This window comes from Pseudomonas fluorescens (genome assembly GCF_902497745.1).
GTDB classification, from domain to species: domain Bacteria; phylum Pseudomonadota; class Gammaproteobacteria; order Pseudomonadales; family Pseudomonadaceae; genus Aquipseudomonas; species Aquipseudomonas fluorescens_BM.
In genome coordinates this window covers 443,870-460,504 of record NZ_CABVHJ010000002.1, presented here as the reverse complement: position 1 = coordinate 460,504, position 16,635 = coordinate 443,870, and the positions used below count along the sequence as shown (strand labels likewise).

Genomic DNA, 16,635 nt, shown 5'->3' with positions numbered 1-16,635 from the left:
CGGACGTCGGGTCTCTAGCCTGTGTTCGTCGCTGCCAAATCAGCGACCGGGACTGGAAACCCCGACGGGTATTAGTGGCGCGTACACGCCTTTCATAACGTATCCTTGCGCACTTCGAATGTGTGCAGTCCGTTATGGCGGCTGTGCGCGGGAGACCTTCGGGTCGACCGGGTCGCCGCTGCCCGGGTTTCCAACCTGCGTACAGCTGCCACCTCTTCGTCCGGAAACCGAATGGGGCAGCTCCAACTTTCCAGTGGAGTTACACCATGAAAAAACCAACACCCAATCCCCCAGAATCAGACGCCGACAGCACATCCCCCTACGCCTCAGTCGACAGTAAAAAACTTCACGAAGCCGCCGACCGCGCCCTCGACTACTACCTCAATCCCGCCGCCTGCATCATGTCCAGCGTCAACGAGCCGGAACCCATGTACCTCGCCAATCCCAGGTACAACACCGAATCCCTTCTAGCCAACGCCAGCGAAACCCTCGGCTCGGCCAGCGAGATGCTGATCAACTTCGCCGCGTCGCTGGAAACCTCGCACCGCAAGACCGCATTGGGGATCGCACAGGTCGTCATGCTGGGTGAACTGGCGGTGAATCAAGCCTTGGATCACGTCGAACTCAAGAACTGATCGCTCTTGAATGATCGTTTCCAAGCAGAGCGTGGGAACGATCAAAATACCCCAGACTTCGGCAGTTACAGGGGTACTGGGAATATTTACACCCTGTCAGGTTTGACAGTTGTGGATGGGCTGAACCGGGTGTCTGATGAGAGTGGAATGTCTCGTCAAACGGCAGGACGATTTAAAAATGAGGGCGATAGAAATGGCGATAACAAAGGGAACAGTCAAGTTCTTCAACGAATCTAAGGGGTATGGGTTCATTACGCCGGAGGACGGCAGCAAAGACGTATTTGCTCATTCCTCGGAAATCAAGGTTGACGGGTTCAAGACGCTCGCGGAGGGTCAGAGAGTTGAATTTGAAATTAAGGACGTTACTGGGAAAGGCCTAAGCGCGGTAAACATTCACCCTATTTAGTGGTCTGTCCGGGCAGGGATGTCGTTCCCCCGCCCGGATGTCAACTCCTTAAGACTTCTTCACCATCTCTCGGATGCGCTCTTCCTGTTCTCGCGCCTCGGGGGTGAATTCGGCGCCGAAGTCTTCTGCGGAGAATATCTGGCGGATTTCAATATCAGACTCGCCCGGCATCGGATTAGGGCAGCGCTTGACCCATTCGATGGCTTCTTCTTTCGATTTCACTTCCCAGATCCAGTAACCCGCCACCAGTTCTTTGGTCTCGATGAACGGCCCGTCGATGACCGTGCGTTTGTCACCGGAGAAATGCACGCGAGCGCCTTTGCTGCTCGGATGGAGGCCATCGCAATCGATCAGGATGCCGGCCTTGACCAGTTCTTCGTTGAAGTTGCCCATCGCGGTGATCAGCTCTTCGCTGGGCATGATGCCGGCTTCCGAATCGGCGCTGGCTTTTACAAGGATCATGAAGCGCATGGCGGTTACTCCTTGGATTGTGGGGATTCGTTGTTTAGTCGAACGAGCCAGCGGTGAATCGACAGGGTCTCTGAATAAAAGACCAGTAACACCGCAGAATCCAATGTGGGAGCGAGCCTGCTCGCGAAGAGGTCGTCACATTCAACATTTATGCTGACTGATCCAGCGCCTTCGCGAGCAGGCTCGCTCCCACATGGGGAATTGCGCTGGTTTTGTATACAATTTTTCAGGCAGGCACCCAACAATTTCCAAACAGGGCATAGGTCGTCGGACAATTTCGTGGTTAACTTCGGCCTCTTGCATGCTTTCCAATCAAAACAGCAGAAGGACTCAAGTCATGGCTCAAGTCACCCTTAAAGGCAATCCGGTTCAAGTCAACGGCCAGTTGCCACAAGCCGGTTCCAAGGCGCCAGCCTTTTCTCTGGTTGCCGGCAATCTGTCCGACGTCACCCTGAAAGACTTTGCCGGCAAGCGCAAAGTGCTGAACATCTTCCCAAGCGTCGACACCCCGACCTGCGCCACTTCCGTGCGCAAGTTCAACGCCCAAGCCAACGAAGTGGCGAACACCGTGGTGCTGTGCATCTCCGCTGACCTGCCGTTCGCTCAAGCGCGTTTCTGCGGCGCTGAAGGCCTGGAAAACGTCCAGAACCTGTCGACCCTGCGCGGTGCCGAGTTCATCGAAAACTACGGCGTGGCCATCGCTGACGGCCCGCTGAAAGGCCTGACTGCTCGCGCCGTTGTGGTTCTGGACGAAAACGACAACGTCCTGCACAGCGAACTGGTCAAGGAAATCGCCGAAGAGCCTAACTACGAAGCGGCCCTGTCCGTTCTCAAGTAAGCGCTTTTACAATTGTTAACGGCCTGGCCCTGTCCAGGCCGTTTTCATTTGTGTATCAGTGTTTTGCCTCACAGCTTGAAACGTAAGTTCAAGGTAAATTGCCGGTAAAGCTGCTTTGCTATTTCTCCATCAGTGCTTATCGTTCAGCCTCCCGTAAAAGAAGCCCACGCGCCCAATGGTTAATCACTCCATGCAATCGTCCCCCCGTAATTCCCGTCGCTGGCTGATCAGCCTGCTTGTCTTGTTGGTGATCGCCGTCCTGTGCTGGAAATTCTGGCCCGCCGGTTCCGCCCACAAAGAGGGCGCTGACAAGGCGGCAGCCGGGCACACCGGGCGTTCGGGGATGATGCGGCCGGGCTTCGGTGGCGGCACCGGGCCGATTCCGGTACGCGTGGCGCCGGCGGTCACCGGCGACTTCCCGCTGTACTACAAGGCGCTGGGCACGGTGACGGCGCTCAACACCATTAATGTGCGCAGCCGGGTGGGCGGCGAATTGGTGAAAATCAATTTCGAAGAAGGGCAGATGGTCAAGGCTGGCGACCTGCTGGCAGAGATCGATCCACGTCCATACCAGAACGCCTTGCTGCAGGCCGAAGGCACGTTGCTGCAGAATCAGGCGCAACTGAAGAACGCTCAGGTCGACGTCGAGCGTTATCGCGGTTTGTACAAAGAGGACAGCATCGCCAAACAGACGCTGGACACCGCCGAAGCGCTGGTCGGTCAGTATCTGGGCACGGTCAAGACCAATCAGGCCGCGGTCAACGACGCCAAACTCAATCTCGAATTCACCAAAATCCGCGCGCCGATTGGCGGTCGCGTCGGCCTGCGTCAGGTCGATGTTGGCAACCTCGTCACCGCCAACGACACCACGTTCCTCGCGGTGATCACCCAGACGCAACCGATCAGCGTGGCCTTCACATTGCCGGAAAACAGCCTCGAAACCGTGCTCGCCCGCTATCGCAGCGGCGCCAAGTTGCCGGCCGAAGCATGGGATCGCGGCGACACCAAGCTGCAAGCCACCGGCGTACTGCAAAGCCTCGACAACCAGATCGACGTCGCCACCGGCACCCTGAAGTTCAAGGCCCGCTACGAAAATCGCGATCAGGCATTGTTCCCCAACCAGTTCGTCAACGTGCACTTGCTCGCTGACACGCTGAAAGGTGTGGTACTGGCACCGTCGGCAGCGATTCAGTTTGGCACCAACGGCACCTTCGTCTATGCACTGGACGGCGACAAGAAGGTCACCATTCGCCAACTGAAGATCGGCGCCAGTGATGGTGAAAACACCGTCATTACCGAAGGTCTTGCCGCCGGCGATCGTGTGGTACTGGAAGGCACCGACCGGCTGAAAGAAGGCAGTGAAGTGGAAGTGGTCAACGACAGCAATCAAGTGCCGACCACCCCGACTGAACACCTGCAAGGCAAATCCGCCGCCAACGCGCCGGATGCTGCCGTGACCGACAAGGCCAAGAAGGGCGCATGAACATTTCGCGGCTGTTCATCCTCCGACCGGTAGCCACTACCCTGAGCATGCTGGCCATTGTACTGGCCGGCCTGATCGCTTATCGCTTGCTGCCGGTATCCGCGTTGCCGCAGGTCGATTACCCGACCATCCGCGTCATGACCTTGTATCCCGGCGCGAGTCCGGACGTGATGACCAGTGCGGTGACCGCACCGCTGGAACGCCAGTTCGGGCAGATGCCGGGCCTGACGCAAATGGCCTCGACCAGTTCCGGCGGTGCGTCGGTGCTGACCCTGCGTTTCAGTCTCGACATCAACATGGACGTCGCCGAGCAGCAGGTACAAGCCGCGATCAACGCCGCGACCAATCTGCTGCCGACCGATTTGCCAGCGCCGCCGGTGTACAACAAGGTCAACCCGGCGGATACCCCGGTACTGACTCTGGCGATCACCTCGAAAACCATGCTGCTGCCCAAACTCAATGATCTGGTCGATACGCGCATGGCGCAGAAAATCGCCCAGATCAGCGGCGTCGGCATGGTCAGCATTGCCGGCGGTCAGCGTCAGGCCGTGCGCATCAAGGTCAACCCGGAAGCGTTGGCCGCCAATAGCCTGAACCTGTCGGACGTGCGTACCTTGATCGGCGCCTCCAACGTCAACCAGCCGAAAGGCAACTTCGACGGCCCGACGCGGGTGTCGATGCTCGACGCCAACGATCAACTGACCTCGCCCGAGGACTACGCCAACCTGATTCTCGCCTACAAAAACGGCGCGCCGCTGCGGCTCAAGGATGTGGCGGAAATCGTCGATGGCGCCGAAAACGAACGCCTCGCCGCGTGGGCCAACCAGAATCAGGCGGTATTGCTGAACATCCAGCGTCAGCCGGGTGCCAACGTGATCGAGGTGGTCGACCGCATCAAGGCGCTGCTGCCGAGCATCACCGACAACCTGCCGGCCGGCCTCGATGTCACCGTGCTGACCGACCGTACGCAGACCATCCGCGCCTCGGTCACCGACGTGCAACACGAATTGCTCATCGCCATCGCGCTGGTGGTGATGGTGACGTTCCTGTTCCTGCGCCGCGCCAGTGCGACGATCATTCCCTCAGTGGCCGTGCCGCTGTCGCTGATCGGCACCTTTGGCGTGATGTATCTGGCCGGGTTCTCGGTCAATAACCTGACCCTGATGGCCCTGACCATTGCCACCGGTTTTGTGGTCGACGACGCCATCGTCATGCTCGAGAACATCGCGCGCTTCATCGAAGAGGGCGACAGCCCGATGCAGGCCGCGCTCAAAGGCGCCAAGCAGATCGGCTTCACCCTGATCTCCCTGACCCTGTCGCTGATTGCGGTACTGATTCCGCTGCTGTTCATGGCCGACGTGGTCGGGCGCTTGTTCCGCGAATTCGCCATCACCCTGGCGGTAGCAATCCTGATTTCGCTGGTGGTCTCACTGACCCTGACGCCGATGATGTGCGCGCGTCTGCTCAAGCGTGAACCGGAAGCACATGAGCAGGGCCGTTTCTACCGTGCCAGCGGTGCTGTCATCGACTGGATGATCGCCGAATACGGGCGGATGCTGCGCTGGGTACTCAAGCACCAGCCACTGACCCTGCTGGTGGCTATCGGCACACTGGCGTTGACCGTGTTCCTCTATATGGTCGTGCCGAAGGGCTTCTTCCCGGTACAGGACACCGGGGTGATTCAGGGCATTTCCGAAGCGCCGCAGTCGATTTCCTTCGCGGCGATGGGCGAGCGTCAACAGGAACTGGCGAAAATCATTCTCGAAGATCCGGCGGTGCAGAGCCTGTCGTCCTACATCGGTGTCGACGGCGATAACGCCACGCTCAACAGCGGGCGCTTGCTGATCAACCTCAAGCCCCACGGCGATCGTGATCTGAGCGCCACTGAAGTGATTGCGCGCCTGCAACCGCAACTGGACAAACTGGTCGGCATCCGTCTGTTCATGCAGCCGGTGCAGGACCTGACCATCGAGGACCGCGTCAGCCGTACGCAATATCAGTTCAGCATGTCTTCGCCGGACTCCGAACTGCTCAGCCAGTGGAGCGGCCGTCTGGTCGAAGCGCTGGCCCAGCGTCCGGAACTGACTGACGTTGCCAGTGATTTGCAGGACAAGGGTTTGCAGGTCTATCTGGTGATCGACCGCGATGCGGCGTCACGCCTTGGCGTCTCGGTGGCGAACATCACCGATGCGCTGTACGACGCTTTCGGCCAGCGGCAGATCTCGACGATTTACACCCAGGCCAGCCAGTACCGCGTGGTGCTGCAAGCGCAGGCCGGGGAGAGGATCGGCCCGCAGGCGCTGGACCAGATTCACGTCAAGACCACCGATGGCGCGCAGGTACGTCTGTCGAGTCTGGCCCACGTCGAAGAACGTCAGGCGCAACTGGCGATCACCCATATCGGCCAGTTCCCGGCGGTGATGATGTCGTTCAACCTGGCGCCCGGTGTAGCGCTGGGGCATGCGGTCGACGTTATCGAGCAGGTGCAGCAGGACATCGGCATGCCGGTCGGCGTGCAGACCCAGTTCCAGGGTGCAGCGGAAGCCTTCCAGGCGTCGTTGTCGAGCACCTTGCTGCTGATTCTGGCGGCGGTGGTGACCATGTACATCGTGCTCGGCGTGCTGTACGAGAGCTACATTCACCCGATCACCATTCTGTCCACCTTGCCGTCGGCAGCGGTGGGTGCTTTGCTGGCGCTCCTGCTCAGTGGCAATGACCTGGGCATGATCGCGATCATCGGCATCATTCTGTTGATCGGTATCGTGAAAAAGAACGCGATCATGATGATCGACTTCGCCCTCGATGCTGAACGCACCCAAGGCATGGCGCCGGAGCAGGCGATCTATCAGGCGGCGCTGCTGCGCTTCCGGCCGATTCTGATGACCACACTGGCGGCGCTGTTTGGTGCGGTGCCGTTGATGCTCGCCACGGGGTCCGGGGCTGAACTGCGTCAGCCGCTGGGTCTGGTGATGGTCGGCGGTTTGCTGGTGAGTCAGGTGCTGACGCTGTTCACCACACCGGTGATCTACCTGTATTTCGACCGCCTCGGTCGGCGCTTTGGCAAGACCAATGCGGATGCCGAAGAGGTGTCGGTATGACCCTGCATGCACAACGAATTCCTTGTGGGAGCGAGCTTGCTCGCGAAAGCGGCCAATCAGTCGACGTCTACGTTGAATGTCAAAATGCATTCGCGAGCAAGCTCGCTCCCACAGGTTTGTGTGGTGATGCAGGGAACGGCGGTCAATGAACCTCTCCGGTCCTTTCATCAAGCGCCCGGTAGCGACGATGCTGTTGAGCCTGGCGATCATGCTACTGGGTGGTGTGAGTTTCGGCCTGCTGCCTGTAGCGCCGCTACCGCAGATGGACTTCCCGGTGATCGTCGTGCAGGCGAGCCTGCCCGGTGCCAGTCCGGAGGTCATGGCGTCCACCGTGGCGACGCCGCTGGAGCGCTCGTTCGGCGCGATCGCCGGCGTCAACACCATGAGCAGCCGCTCCAGTCAGGGTTCGACCCGGGTCATTCTGCAATTTGACCTCGACCGCGACATCAACGGTGCCGCGCGGGAAGTACAGGCAGCAATCAACGCTTCGCGCAACCTGCTGCCGAGTGGCATGCGCAGCATGCCGACCTACAAGAAGGTCAACCCGTCACAGGCGCCGATCATGGTGCTGTCGCTGACCTCCGATGTGCTGGAAAAAGGCCAGCTCTACGATTTGGCCTCGACCATTCTGTCCCAGAGCCTGTCCCAGGTGCAGGGCGTTGGCGAAGTGCAGATCGGCGGCAGTTCGCTGCCGGCGGTGCGCATCGAGCTCGAACCGCAGGCCCTGAACCAGTACGGCGTGGCGCTCGACGATGTACGCAAGACCATCGCCGATGCCAACGTGCGCCGGCCCAAGGGTTCGGTCGAGGATGGTCAGCGCTTGTGGCAGATTCAGGCCAATGACCAGCTGGAAAAAGCCAAGGATTACGAATCACTGATCATCCACTATGCCGACGGCGCGGCGTTGCGCCTCAAGGACGTGGCCAAGGTCAGCGACGGTGTCGAAGACCGCTACAACAGCGGTTTCTTCAACGATGACGCGGCCGTGCTGCTGGTGATCAACCGCCAGGCCGGCGCCAACATCATCGAGACGGTCAACGAGATCAAAGCGCAGTTGCCGGCCCTGCAAGCGGTGTTACCGGCCAGCGTGAAATTGAATCTGGCCATGGACCGTTCGCCGGTGATCAAAGCCACCCTGCATGAAGCCGAGATGACCTTGCTGATTGCCGTGGCCCTGGTGATTCTGGTGGTGTTCCTGTTCCTTGGAAACTTCCGCGCCTCGCTGATTCCGACACTGGCCGTGCCGGTGTCGCTGGTCGGCACCTTTGCGGTGATGTACCTCTATGGCTTCTCGCTGAACAACCTGTCGCTGATGGCGCTGATCCTGGCCACCGGGCTGGTGGTGGACGACGCCATCGTAGTGCTGGAGAACATTTCCCGGCACATCGACGAAGGCGTCAAACCGATGCAGGCCGCGTACCTCGGGGCCAAGGAAGTCGGTTTTACCTTGCTGTCGATGAACGTTTCGCTGGTGGCGGTATTCCTGTCGATCCTGTTCATGGGCGGGATTGTCGAAAGCCTGTTCCGCGAGTTTTCCATCACCCTGGCGGCGGCCATTGTCGTCTCGCTGGTGGTTTCCCTGACGCTGACGCCGATGCTCTGCGCCCGCTGGCTGAAGCCGCACACGCCGGGGCAGGAGAACCGTCTGCAACGCTGGAGCCGCCGCACCAACGACTGGATGGTTGGCAAATACGCCAGCAGCCTCGACTGGGTGTTGCGCCATCGTCGTCTGACCTTGCTCAGTCTGCTGATCACCGTTGGCGTGAACGTCGCGCTGTACGTGGTGGTGCCGAAAACCTTCATGCCGCAGCAGGACACTGGCCAGTTGATCGGTTTCGTGCGCGGTGACGACGGTCTGTCGTTCAGCGTGATGCAGCCGAAAATGGAAATCTTCCGCCGTGCCGTGCTCAAGGACGAAGCAGTGGAAAGTGTCGCCGGGTTCATCGGTGGCAGCAACGGCACCAACAACGCCTTCATGCTGGTACGTCTGAAGCCGATCAAGGAACGCCAGCTCAATGCGCAGAAAGTCATCGAACGCCTGCGCAAGGAAATGCCCAAGGTCCCCGGTGCACAATTGATGCTGATGGCCGATCAGGATCTGCAATTCGGCGGCGGCCGCGAGCAGACCACATCGCAGTACAGCTACATCCTGCAAAGTGGCGATCTGGGCGAGTTACGCAAGTGGTATCCAAAAGTGGTTGCCGCGTTAAGGGCGTTGCCTGAGCTGACCGCGATCGATGCGCGCGAAGGCAAGGGTGCCCAGCAGGTGACGCTGATTGTCGATCGCGATCAGGCCAAACGCCTCGGTGTCGACATGGACATGGTGACTTCAGTATTGAACAACGCCTACAGCCAGCGGCAGATTTCGACGATCTACGACAGCCTCAACCAGTATCAGGTGGTGATGGAGGTCAATCCGAAATACGCCCAGGACCCGGTGACGCTCAAGCAAGTGCAGGTGATCACCGCTGACGGTGCGCGGGTGCCGCTGTCGACTTTCGCTCATTACGAAAACAGCCTGGAGGACGACCGCGTCAGCCACGAAGGCCAGTTTGCCTCCGAAGACATTTCCTTCGACATGGCCGAAGGCGTGACGGTGGAGCAGGGCAGTGCTGCCATCGAGCGGGCGATTGCCAAGGTTGGCCTGCCGGAAGATGTCATCGCGAAAATGGCTGGCACGGCCGACGCTTTTGCCGCGACGCAAAAGAGCCAGCCGTTCATGATTCTGGGTGCGCTGCTGGCGGTGTATCTGGTATTGGGCGTGCTGTATGAAAGCTACATTCATCCGCTGACGATTCTGTCGACCCTGCCGTCGGCCGGGGTCGGCGCGTTGCTGTCGATCTATGCGCTGGGCGGCGAGTTCAGCCTGATCTCGTTGCTCGGGCTGTTCCTGCTGATCGGCGTGGTGAAGAAAAACGCCATTCTGATGATCGACCTTGCGCTGCAACTGGAGCGTCATCAGGGCCTGTCGCCGTTGGAGTCGATTCGCAGTGCCTGTCTGCAACGTCTGCGGCCGATTCTGATGACCACGCTGGCTGCGATTCTCGGTGCCTTGCCGTTGCTGCTCAGCCGGGCCGAAGGCGCGGAAATGCGCCAGCCGTTGGGCCTGACCATCATCGGTGGGCTGATTTTCAGCCAGGTGCTGACGCTTTACACCACACCTGTGGTTTACCTCTATCTCGACAAGCTGCGCCATCGTTTCAACAAATGGCGTGGCGTGCGCACTGATGCCGCTCTGGAAACTCCGCTATGACTGACCGTTCGCTTTTCAATCTGGCCACTGTTCGCGGCTTGCGTCTGCTGAGCCTGTCGCTGTGCGTGGCGATGCTCAGTGCTTGCGCTGTCGGCCCGGACTATCAGCGTCCGCAGACCGCTGAAATTGCCCAGTACAAGGAAGCCGAGGGCTGGACCCAGGCCAACCCGAGCGATTCGCTGGCCCGGGGTGCGTGGTGGGAGTTGTACGGCGATCAGCAGCTCAACGGCTTGATCGAACGCCTGAACAATGCCAACCAGACCGTCGCGCAGTCGGAAGCTCAGTACCGGCAAGCGCAGGCTTTGGTGCGCAGCGCTCGCGGGGCGTTTTACCCGAGTGTCGATCTGAGCTTGGGTAAAACCCGCTCCAGCCAAGGCACTGGCAGCAGCAGTTCGAGTCTGAGCAGTTCCTCCAGCGGCATCCGCGACACCTACAACGCTGAGCTGGGCGTCAGTTGGGAAGCCGATGTGTGGGGCAAGTTGCGCCGTGGGCTTGAGGCTGACGAGGCCAGCGCCCAGGCCAGCTTTGCCGATCTGGCGGCGATGCGCCTGAGTCAGCAGTCGGAGCTGGTGCAGAACTACCTGCAATTGCGCGTGATCGATCAGCAAAAACGTTTGCTCGAAGCCACGGTTGCCGCTTACGAACGCTCGCTGAAAATGACCCAGAACCAATACCGCGCGGGCGTTTCCGGGCGGGATGCGGTGGCCCAGGCGCAGACGCAACTGAAAAGCACCCAGGCCGATCTGGTCGACCTGATTTGGCAGCGTGCGCAGTTTGAAAATGCGATTGCGGTGCTCACCGGTCAAGCGCCGGCGGATTTCAACATTGCTGAAGTGCAGACCATTCCGAAGCTGCCGCAGGTGCCATTGAGCCTGCCCTCGCAGTTGCTGGAGCGTCGCCCGGATATTGCTTCGGCCGAGCGCTCGGTGATTGCCGCCAACGCCAACATCGGCGTGGCCAAAGCCGCGTATTACCCGGATCTTAGCTTGAGTCTGAGCGGCGGCTACAGCAGCAGTACCTCGCAGAACCTGATCAGCCTGCCTAACCGCTTCTGGTCGGTGGGGCCGAAACTGGCGCTGCCGCTGTTCGACGGTGGCATTCGTTCGGCAGAAGTTGACCGCACTGAAGCGGTGTACGACCAAACCGTGGCCAAGTACCGCCAGACCGTGCTCGACGGTTTCCGCGAGGTGGAAAACTATCTGGTGCAGCTCAAGGTGTATGAAGACGAAGCGGCGGTGCGCCAGGAAGCGCTCGATGCGGCCCGCGACTCACTGCGCCTGACGGAAAACCAGTACAAGGCCGGGCTGATTGCTTACATCGATGTGGTGGTGGTGCAAGCCACGGCGTTGAGCAACGAGCGCAGCGTGCTGAACATTCTGCAAAGCCGCTTGATTGCCAGCGTGCAATTGATTGCCGCGCTGGGCGGCGGTTGGGATGGGCAACTGGACGTGAGCAACTCCAACTGATTCCATGCCCCTTGTAGGAGCTGCCGGAGGCTGCGATCTTTTGATTTTGCTGTTAACGACAAGATCAAAAGATCGCAGCCTCCGGCAGCTCCTACAGGTATGTGTTTCAGTTTTGAGCAAAGCTGTGAACGCCGCGCCAGAGCCTTGTCGGACGATCGAACAAGCGTTTCATCGGCTTGATGGCCAATTGCTTACTTTATCAGTGCGTTCTTCTGCGCAATCAGTACAATCGCCGCATTTGCCCGACCGAGAATGGACGCAATCCGCGTTGGGTGGCCACGAGAAATCCCATGCTCATCGGTAGTTATTCCTCCACCCTGGTTTTCATTTCGTTGTGCGTGGCGATTCTCGCTTCCTACACCGCGCTCGACCTCACCGGTCGCATCGCCACCGCCAAGGGCCGTGCGGTGCATTTCTGGACGGCGGGGGGAGCGTTCGCCATGGGCATCGGCGTCTGGTCGATGCATTTCATTGGCATGCTCGCCTTCAAACTGCCGATCGATCTCGGCTATGACATAAGCCTGACCGTACTGTCGCTGCTGATCGCCGTGTTGTCCTGCGGGTTCGCCCTGTGGCTGGTCAGCCAGCCGAAACTGCCAATGCTGCAACTGGCGTTTGGTGCGTTGATCATGGGCAGCGGGATCAGCGCCATGCATTACACCGGCATGGCGGCGATGCGCATGACGCCCGGCATTGATTACGACCTGACGCTGTTTGGCGCCTCGTTGCTGATCGCCGTTGGTGCGTCGGCGGCGGCGCTGTGGATCGCCTTTCGCTTGCGTCAGCATTCCCCCTATGTGCGGCTGATTCGCGGCGGCGCGGCGATCATCATGGGCATCGCGATTGTCGGCATGCATTACACCGGCATGGCTGCTGCGCAATTCCCTGATGGCAGTTTCTGTGGCGCCACCGTCAATGGTTTGAAAGGCAATGGCCTCGACAGCCTGGTGTTGATTACCACGTTGGCGGTGCTGTCGATTGCCTTGCTGACCTCGATTCTCGACGCGCGCCTCGAAGCGCGTACGGCTGATCTCGCGCACTCGTTGACCGTGGCTAACCGCGAACTCACCCAACTGGCCCTGCACGACACCCTGACCGGGCTGCCCAACCGTATGCTGCTGGACGATCGCATTAATCAGGCGATGAAAAAGGTCGAAGAGCAGGGCGGCTGTTTTGCCTTGATGTTCATCGATCTGGACGGCTTCAAACCGGTTAACGATGCGTTTGGTCATCACATGGGCGATCAGTTGCTGCGCGAAGTCGGCGTGCGTCTGCGTGAAGACTTGCGTAGCCTCGACACCCTCGCGCGGATCGGCGGCGATGAGTTCGTCCTGCTGGTGCGTCTGACTGAGCCGAACGACGCGCTGGGGCTGGCGGCCCGTCAGGTCGGCTTGATCGCGCAATCGTTCCGCGTCGCCGAGCATGACTTGCAGATCTCCGCCAGCGTCGGCATCGCCCTGTATCCGGGCAATGGCCAGAACGCGCAGGAACTGCTGATGAACGCCGACGCAGCGATGTACCACGCCAAGGGCGGCGGCAAAAACGGCTACAGCTTTTTCGATGCGTCGATGAACAACAACGCACGCAAGCAGTTGCAGTTGTTGCAGGATCTGCGCGCGGCACTTGAGCACAGCCAGTTCAGCTTGCATTACCAACCCAAGTTCGACGCCGCCAACGGCCGTCCGGTCGGCGCTGAAGCGCTGTTGCGTTGGCAGCATCCGACCCACGGCATGCTGATGCCGGACAAGTTCATCGAACTGGCCGAGAAAACCGGTCTGATCATTCCGATCGGTGAATGGGTGCTCAACGAAGCCTGCCGGCAGATGCGCGAGTGGTATGTGCTCGGTTACACCGATTGGCGCATCGCGGTGAACCTGTCGGCGTTGCAGTTTTGCCACGCAGGGCTGGTACGCAGCGTGGCCAAGGCGCTGGCCACCCACCACTTGCCGGCTAACAGCCTGACCCTGGAAATCACCGAGACCACGGCGATGAGCGATGCCGATGCCAGCATGACGGTACTGCAGGAGTTGTCGGACATGGGCGTCGATCTGTCGATCGATGACTTCGGCACCGGCTATTCCAGCCTGATGTATCTCAAGCGCTTGCCGGCCAACGAGCTGAAGATTGATCGTGGGTTTGTGCGCGATCTGGAACATGACAGTGACGATGCGGCGATTGTTTCGGCGATTGTTGCGCTGGGGCAGGCGCTCGGTTTGCGCATTGTCGCTGAAGGTGTTGAAACCGGGGTGCAGCAGGCGTTCTTGACGCAGTTGGGGTGTGATTCGCTGCAGGGGTATCTGCTGGGGCATCCGATGCCGGCGGAAAAATTCATGCAGGATATTGCGCGGGGTGAGCAGTTAGCGGTGGTCTGATCGACCGCGTTATCGTTCTTCGCGAGCAGGCTCGCTCCCACAGGGGGGCGGCGTGGAGCACAAATCCAGTGTGGGAGCGAGCCTGCTCGCGAAGGCGTCGGGGCAGACGCAACAGACCTCATGCAAAACCCGCCAATGGCGGTTATTCTTCCCCCCGACTGTTACGTGTGCATTGGGGGAGAAAGGCCAGCATGGATAAAGTCATTGTGATCACCGGTGGCGGGCGCGGGATTGGCGCCGCTACGGCGCTGTTGGCTGCCGAGCAAGGCTATCGGATCTGCATCAACTATCAGTCGGATGAACAGGCCGCGCAAAGCGTGCTGGAACAAGTCCGTGCCTTGGGTGCACAGGCCATCGCCGTGCGCGCCGATGTCAGTATTGAAGACGAAGTGATCGCGCTGTTCCAGCGGGTCGACACCGAGTTGGGCCGGGTCACCGCCTTGGTGAACAATGCTGGCACCGTCGGACAAAAGTCGCGAGTCGACGAAATGTCCGAATTCCGTATCCTCAAGATCATGAAAACCAATGTCCTGGCGCCGATCCTCTGCGCCAAGCACGCGATCCTGCGCATGTCGCCCAAGCACGGCGGGCAGGGCGGCAGTATCGTCAATGTGTCATCGGTGGCTTCGCGTCTCGGCTCGCCGAACGAATACGTCGATTACGCCGCGTCCAAAGGTGCGCTCGACACCTTCACCATCGGTTTGTCCAAGGAAGTGGCGGGTGAAGGGATTCGGGTCAACGCGGTGCGCCCGGGTTACATCTATACCGATTTCCATGCCTTGAGTGGCGATCCGGATCGAGTCAGCAAGCTCGAGTCGGCGATTCCGATGGCCCGCGGCGGGCGGCCGGATGAGGTGGCGGAGGCGATTGTCTGGTTGTTGTCAGACAAGGCGTCGTATGCGACGGGGACGTTTGTTGATTTGGGGGGTGGGCGTTAATCGCCTGGATTTGTTTCGATAGCACCGCCCCCTTCGCGAGCAAGCTCGCTCCCACATTGGATGTGTGAATGGCACAGAACCCATGTGGGAGCGAGCTTGCTCGCGAAGAGGCCAAAATAAACACCATCTATCTGTCAGAACGACCGCACAATCCGCCCCAACGTCTCCATCGCCTTCTCCGAATCCTCAGTCCAAGGACTGCCATAGTTCAGACGAATACAATTCCTGAACCGCTGCGTCGGCGAGAAAATCGGCCCCGGCGCGATGCTGATACCTTGCGCCAGTGCCATCTGGAACAACTTCAACGAATCCATCTGCGGCGGCAATTCCAGCCACAAGAAGTAACCGCCCGCCGGTTGGCTGACCCGCGTCTGCGCCGGGAAGTAGCGGGCGATCGCCGCAAGCATCGCGCTTTGCTGTTCTTCCAGCGCATAACGCAGTTTGCGCAAATGCCGGTCGTAGCCGCCGTGTTGCAGATAGTCGGCGATCGCCGCTTGCGCCGGCATCGAGGCACACAGCGACGTCATCAGTTTCAGTCGTTCGATTTTCTGCGCGTAACGCCCGGCGGCGACCCAGCCGATGCGGTAGCCGGGGGCCAGGCTCTTGGCGAACGAGCCGCAGTGCATCACCAGGCCTTCGGTGTCGAAGGCCTTGGCCGGTTTCGGTGCCTGCTGGCCGTAATAGAGTTCGGCGTAGACGTCGTCTTCGATCAGCGGCACCTGATGGCGGCGCAGCAGTTCGACCAATTCCTGTTTCTTCGCTTCGGGCATGGTCGCGCCCATCGGGTTCTGGAAACTGGTCATGCACCAGCAGGCCTTGATCGGGTGGCGTTCCAGGGTTTGCGCGAGCACGCCGAGGTCGATGCCATCGCGCGGGTGCACGGGAATTTCCACGGCTTTGAGTTTCAGCCGTTCCAGTACTTGCAGGCTGGCGTAGAACGCCGGGGCTTCGATGGCCACCAGGTCACCGGGTTCGGTCACGGCTTGCAGGCACAGGTTCAGCGCTTCGAGGGCGCCGTTGGTGATCAGCAGTTCTTCCATCGGCAGCATCAGGCCGCCGACCATGTAGCGCAGAGCGATTTGCCGGCGCAGTTGTGGATTGCCCGGCGACATGTCGGTGACGACCATGCGCGGGTCCATCTCGCGCGCGGCACTGGCCAGCGAGCGTGACAGGCGTTGCAGCGGGAACAGCGTCGGGCTGGGGAACGCTGAGCCGAAGGGGACGGTGCTCGGGTCCTTGATCGAATCGAGGACCGAGAACACCAGTTCGCTGACGTCGACTTCGGTGGAGTCGTTGACGTGGCTGCTGATCACCGGCTCGGAGAACGGGCTCGGCGCGTGGGTGTTGACAAAGTAGCCGGAGCGCGGGCGTGCGCGGATCAGGCCACGGCGTTCAAGCAGGTAATAGGCCTGGAACACCGTGGACGGGCTGACACCGTAGGTCTGGCTGGCGTAGCGCACCGAAGGCACGCGCTGGCCGGGGCCAAGGACGCCGGAGCGGATCAGTTCAGCGATGTCGTCGGCGAATTTTTCGTAGCGTTTCATCGAGTACCTTGGTGCTGGTGTTATTGAGGTGTGTCAGGGAGGAGGCCCTCACCCTAGCCCTCTCCCAGAGGGAGAGGGGACTGATTGGGGGATGCTTGTGAACTACACCGACCTGAAAGTGCTTTGCTGAA

General features: G+C 60.1%; 11 protein-coding genes. 9 read left to right on the top strand and 2 right to left on the bottom strand.

Going from position 1 to position 16,635, the window contains the following annotated elements:
• Positions 1-266 precede the first annotated feature (266 nt).
• Both F8N44_RS04730 and F8N44_RS04725 read left to right on the top strand, forming a co-directional pair.
• On the top strand, positions 267-635 hold the full coding sequence (locus F8N44_RS04730; RefSeq protein ID WP_150649518.1) for a DUF6124 family protein: 369 nt from the start codon (positions 267-269) through the stop codon (positions 633-635).
• 136 nt (positions 636-771) lie between these two features.
• Complete coding sequence (locus tag F8N44_RS04725) at positions 772-1,041, top strand: cold shock domain-containing protein (protein ID WP_412071500.1); 270 nt, start codon at positions 772-774, stop codon at positions 1,039-1,041.
• A gap of 48 nt (positions 1,042-1,089) precedes the next feature.
• Here the strand turns inward: F8N44_RS04725 and F8N44_RS04720 are convergent, their stop codons facing one another.
• Complete coding sequence (locus tag F8N44_RS04720) at positions 1,090-1,512, bottom strand: YciI family protein (protein WP_150649517.1); 423 nt, start codon at positions 1,510-1,512, stop codon at positions 1,090-1,092.
• Between the two features lie 337 nt (positions 1,513-1,849).
• Between F8N44_RS04720 and tpx the strand changes: the two genes are divergently transcribed.
• The 7 genes from tpx to F8N44_RS04675 all read left to right on the top strand — a co-directional run bounded on the left by tpx (position 1,850) and on the right by F8N44_RS04675 (position 14,960).
• Complete coding sequence (tpx, locus tag F8N44_RS04710) at positions 1,850-2,350, top strand: thiol peroxidase (RefSeq protein WP_016987527.1); 501 nt, start codon at positions 1,850-1,852, stop codon at positions 2,348-2,350.
• Positions 2,351-2,525: 175 nt separating this feature from the next.
• Positions 2,526-3,833: an MdtA/MuxA family multidrug efflux RND transporter periplasmic adaptor subunit gene (locus tag F8N44_RS04705; RefSeq protein WP_150649516.1), complete on the top strand. Its 1,308-nt coding sequence runs from the start codon at positions 2,526-2,528 to the stop codon at positions 3,831-3,833.
• Entirely contained in the window at positions 3,830-6,931 is a 3,102-nt protein-coding gene (locus tag F8N44_RS04700) for an MdtB/MuxB family multidrug efflux RND transporter permease subunit (RefSeq protein WP_150649515.1), read from the top strand. Before F8N44_RS04705 ends, F8N44_RS04700 begins: the two co-directional genes overlap by 4 nt.
• 145 nt (positions 6,932-7,076) lie before the next feature.
• Positions 7,077-10,184 carry an efflux RND transporter permease subunit gene (locus F8N44_RS04690; protein ID WP_150649514.1) on the top strand — a complete coding sequence of 1,036 codons (3,108 nt, stop codon included), beginning with the start codon at positions 7,077-7,079 and terminating at the stop codon, positions 10,182-10,184.
• On the top strand, positions 10,181-11,650 hold the full coding sequence (locus tag F8N44_RS04685) for an efflux transporter outer membrane subunit (protein ID WP_150649513.1): 1,470 nt from the start codon (positions 10,181-10,183) through the stop codon (positions 11,648-11,650). The genes F8N44_RS04690 and F8N44_RS04685 overlap by 4 nt, the downstream gene beginning before the upstream one ends.
• Before the next feature lie 290 nt (positions 11,651-11,940).
• Positions 11,941-14,022 carry a putative bifunctional diguanylate cyclase/phosphodiesterase gene (locus tag F8N44_RS04680; RefSeq protein WP_150649512.1) on the top strand — a complete coding sequence of 694 codons (2,082 nt, stop codon included), beginning with the start codon at positions 11,941-11,943 and terminating at the stop codon, positions 14,020-14,022.
• Between the two features lie 191 nt (positions 14,023-14,213).
• Positions 14,214-14,960, top strand: coding sequence for an SDR family oxidoreductase (locus F8N44_RS04675; RefSeq protein WP_095118727.1), 747 nt, complete (start codon positions 14,214-14,216; stop codon positions 14,958-14,960).
• Between the two features lie 134 nt (positions 14,961-15,094).
• Here F8N44_RS04675 and mapR read toward each other — a convergent pair whose 3' ends face one another.
• Positions 15,095-16,504 carry a GntR family transcriptional regulator MpaR gene (gene mapR / locus F8N44_RS04670; RefSeq protein ID WP_007919188.1) on the bottom strand — a complete coding sequence of 470 codons (1,410 nt, stop codon included), beginning with the start codon at positions 16,502-16,504 and terminating at the stop codon, positions 15,095-15,097.
• Positions 16,505-16,635 lie beyond the last annotated feature (131 nt).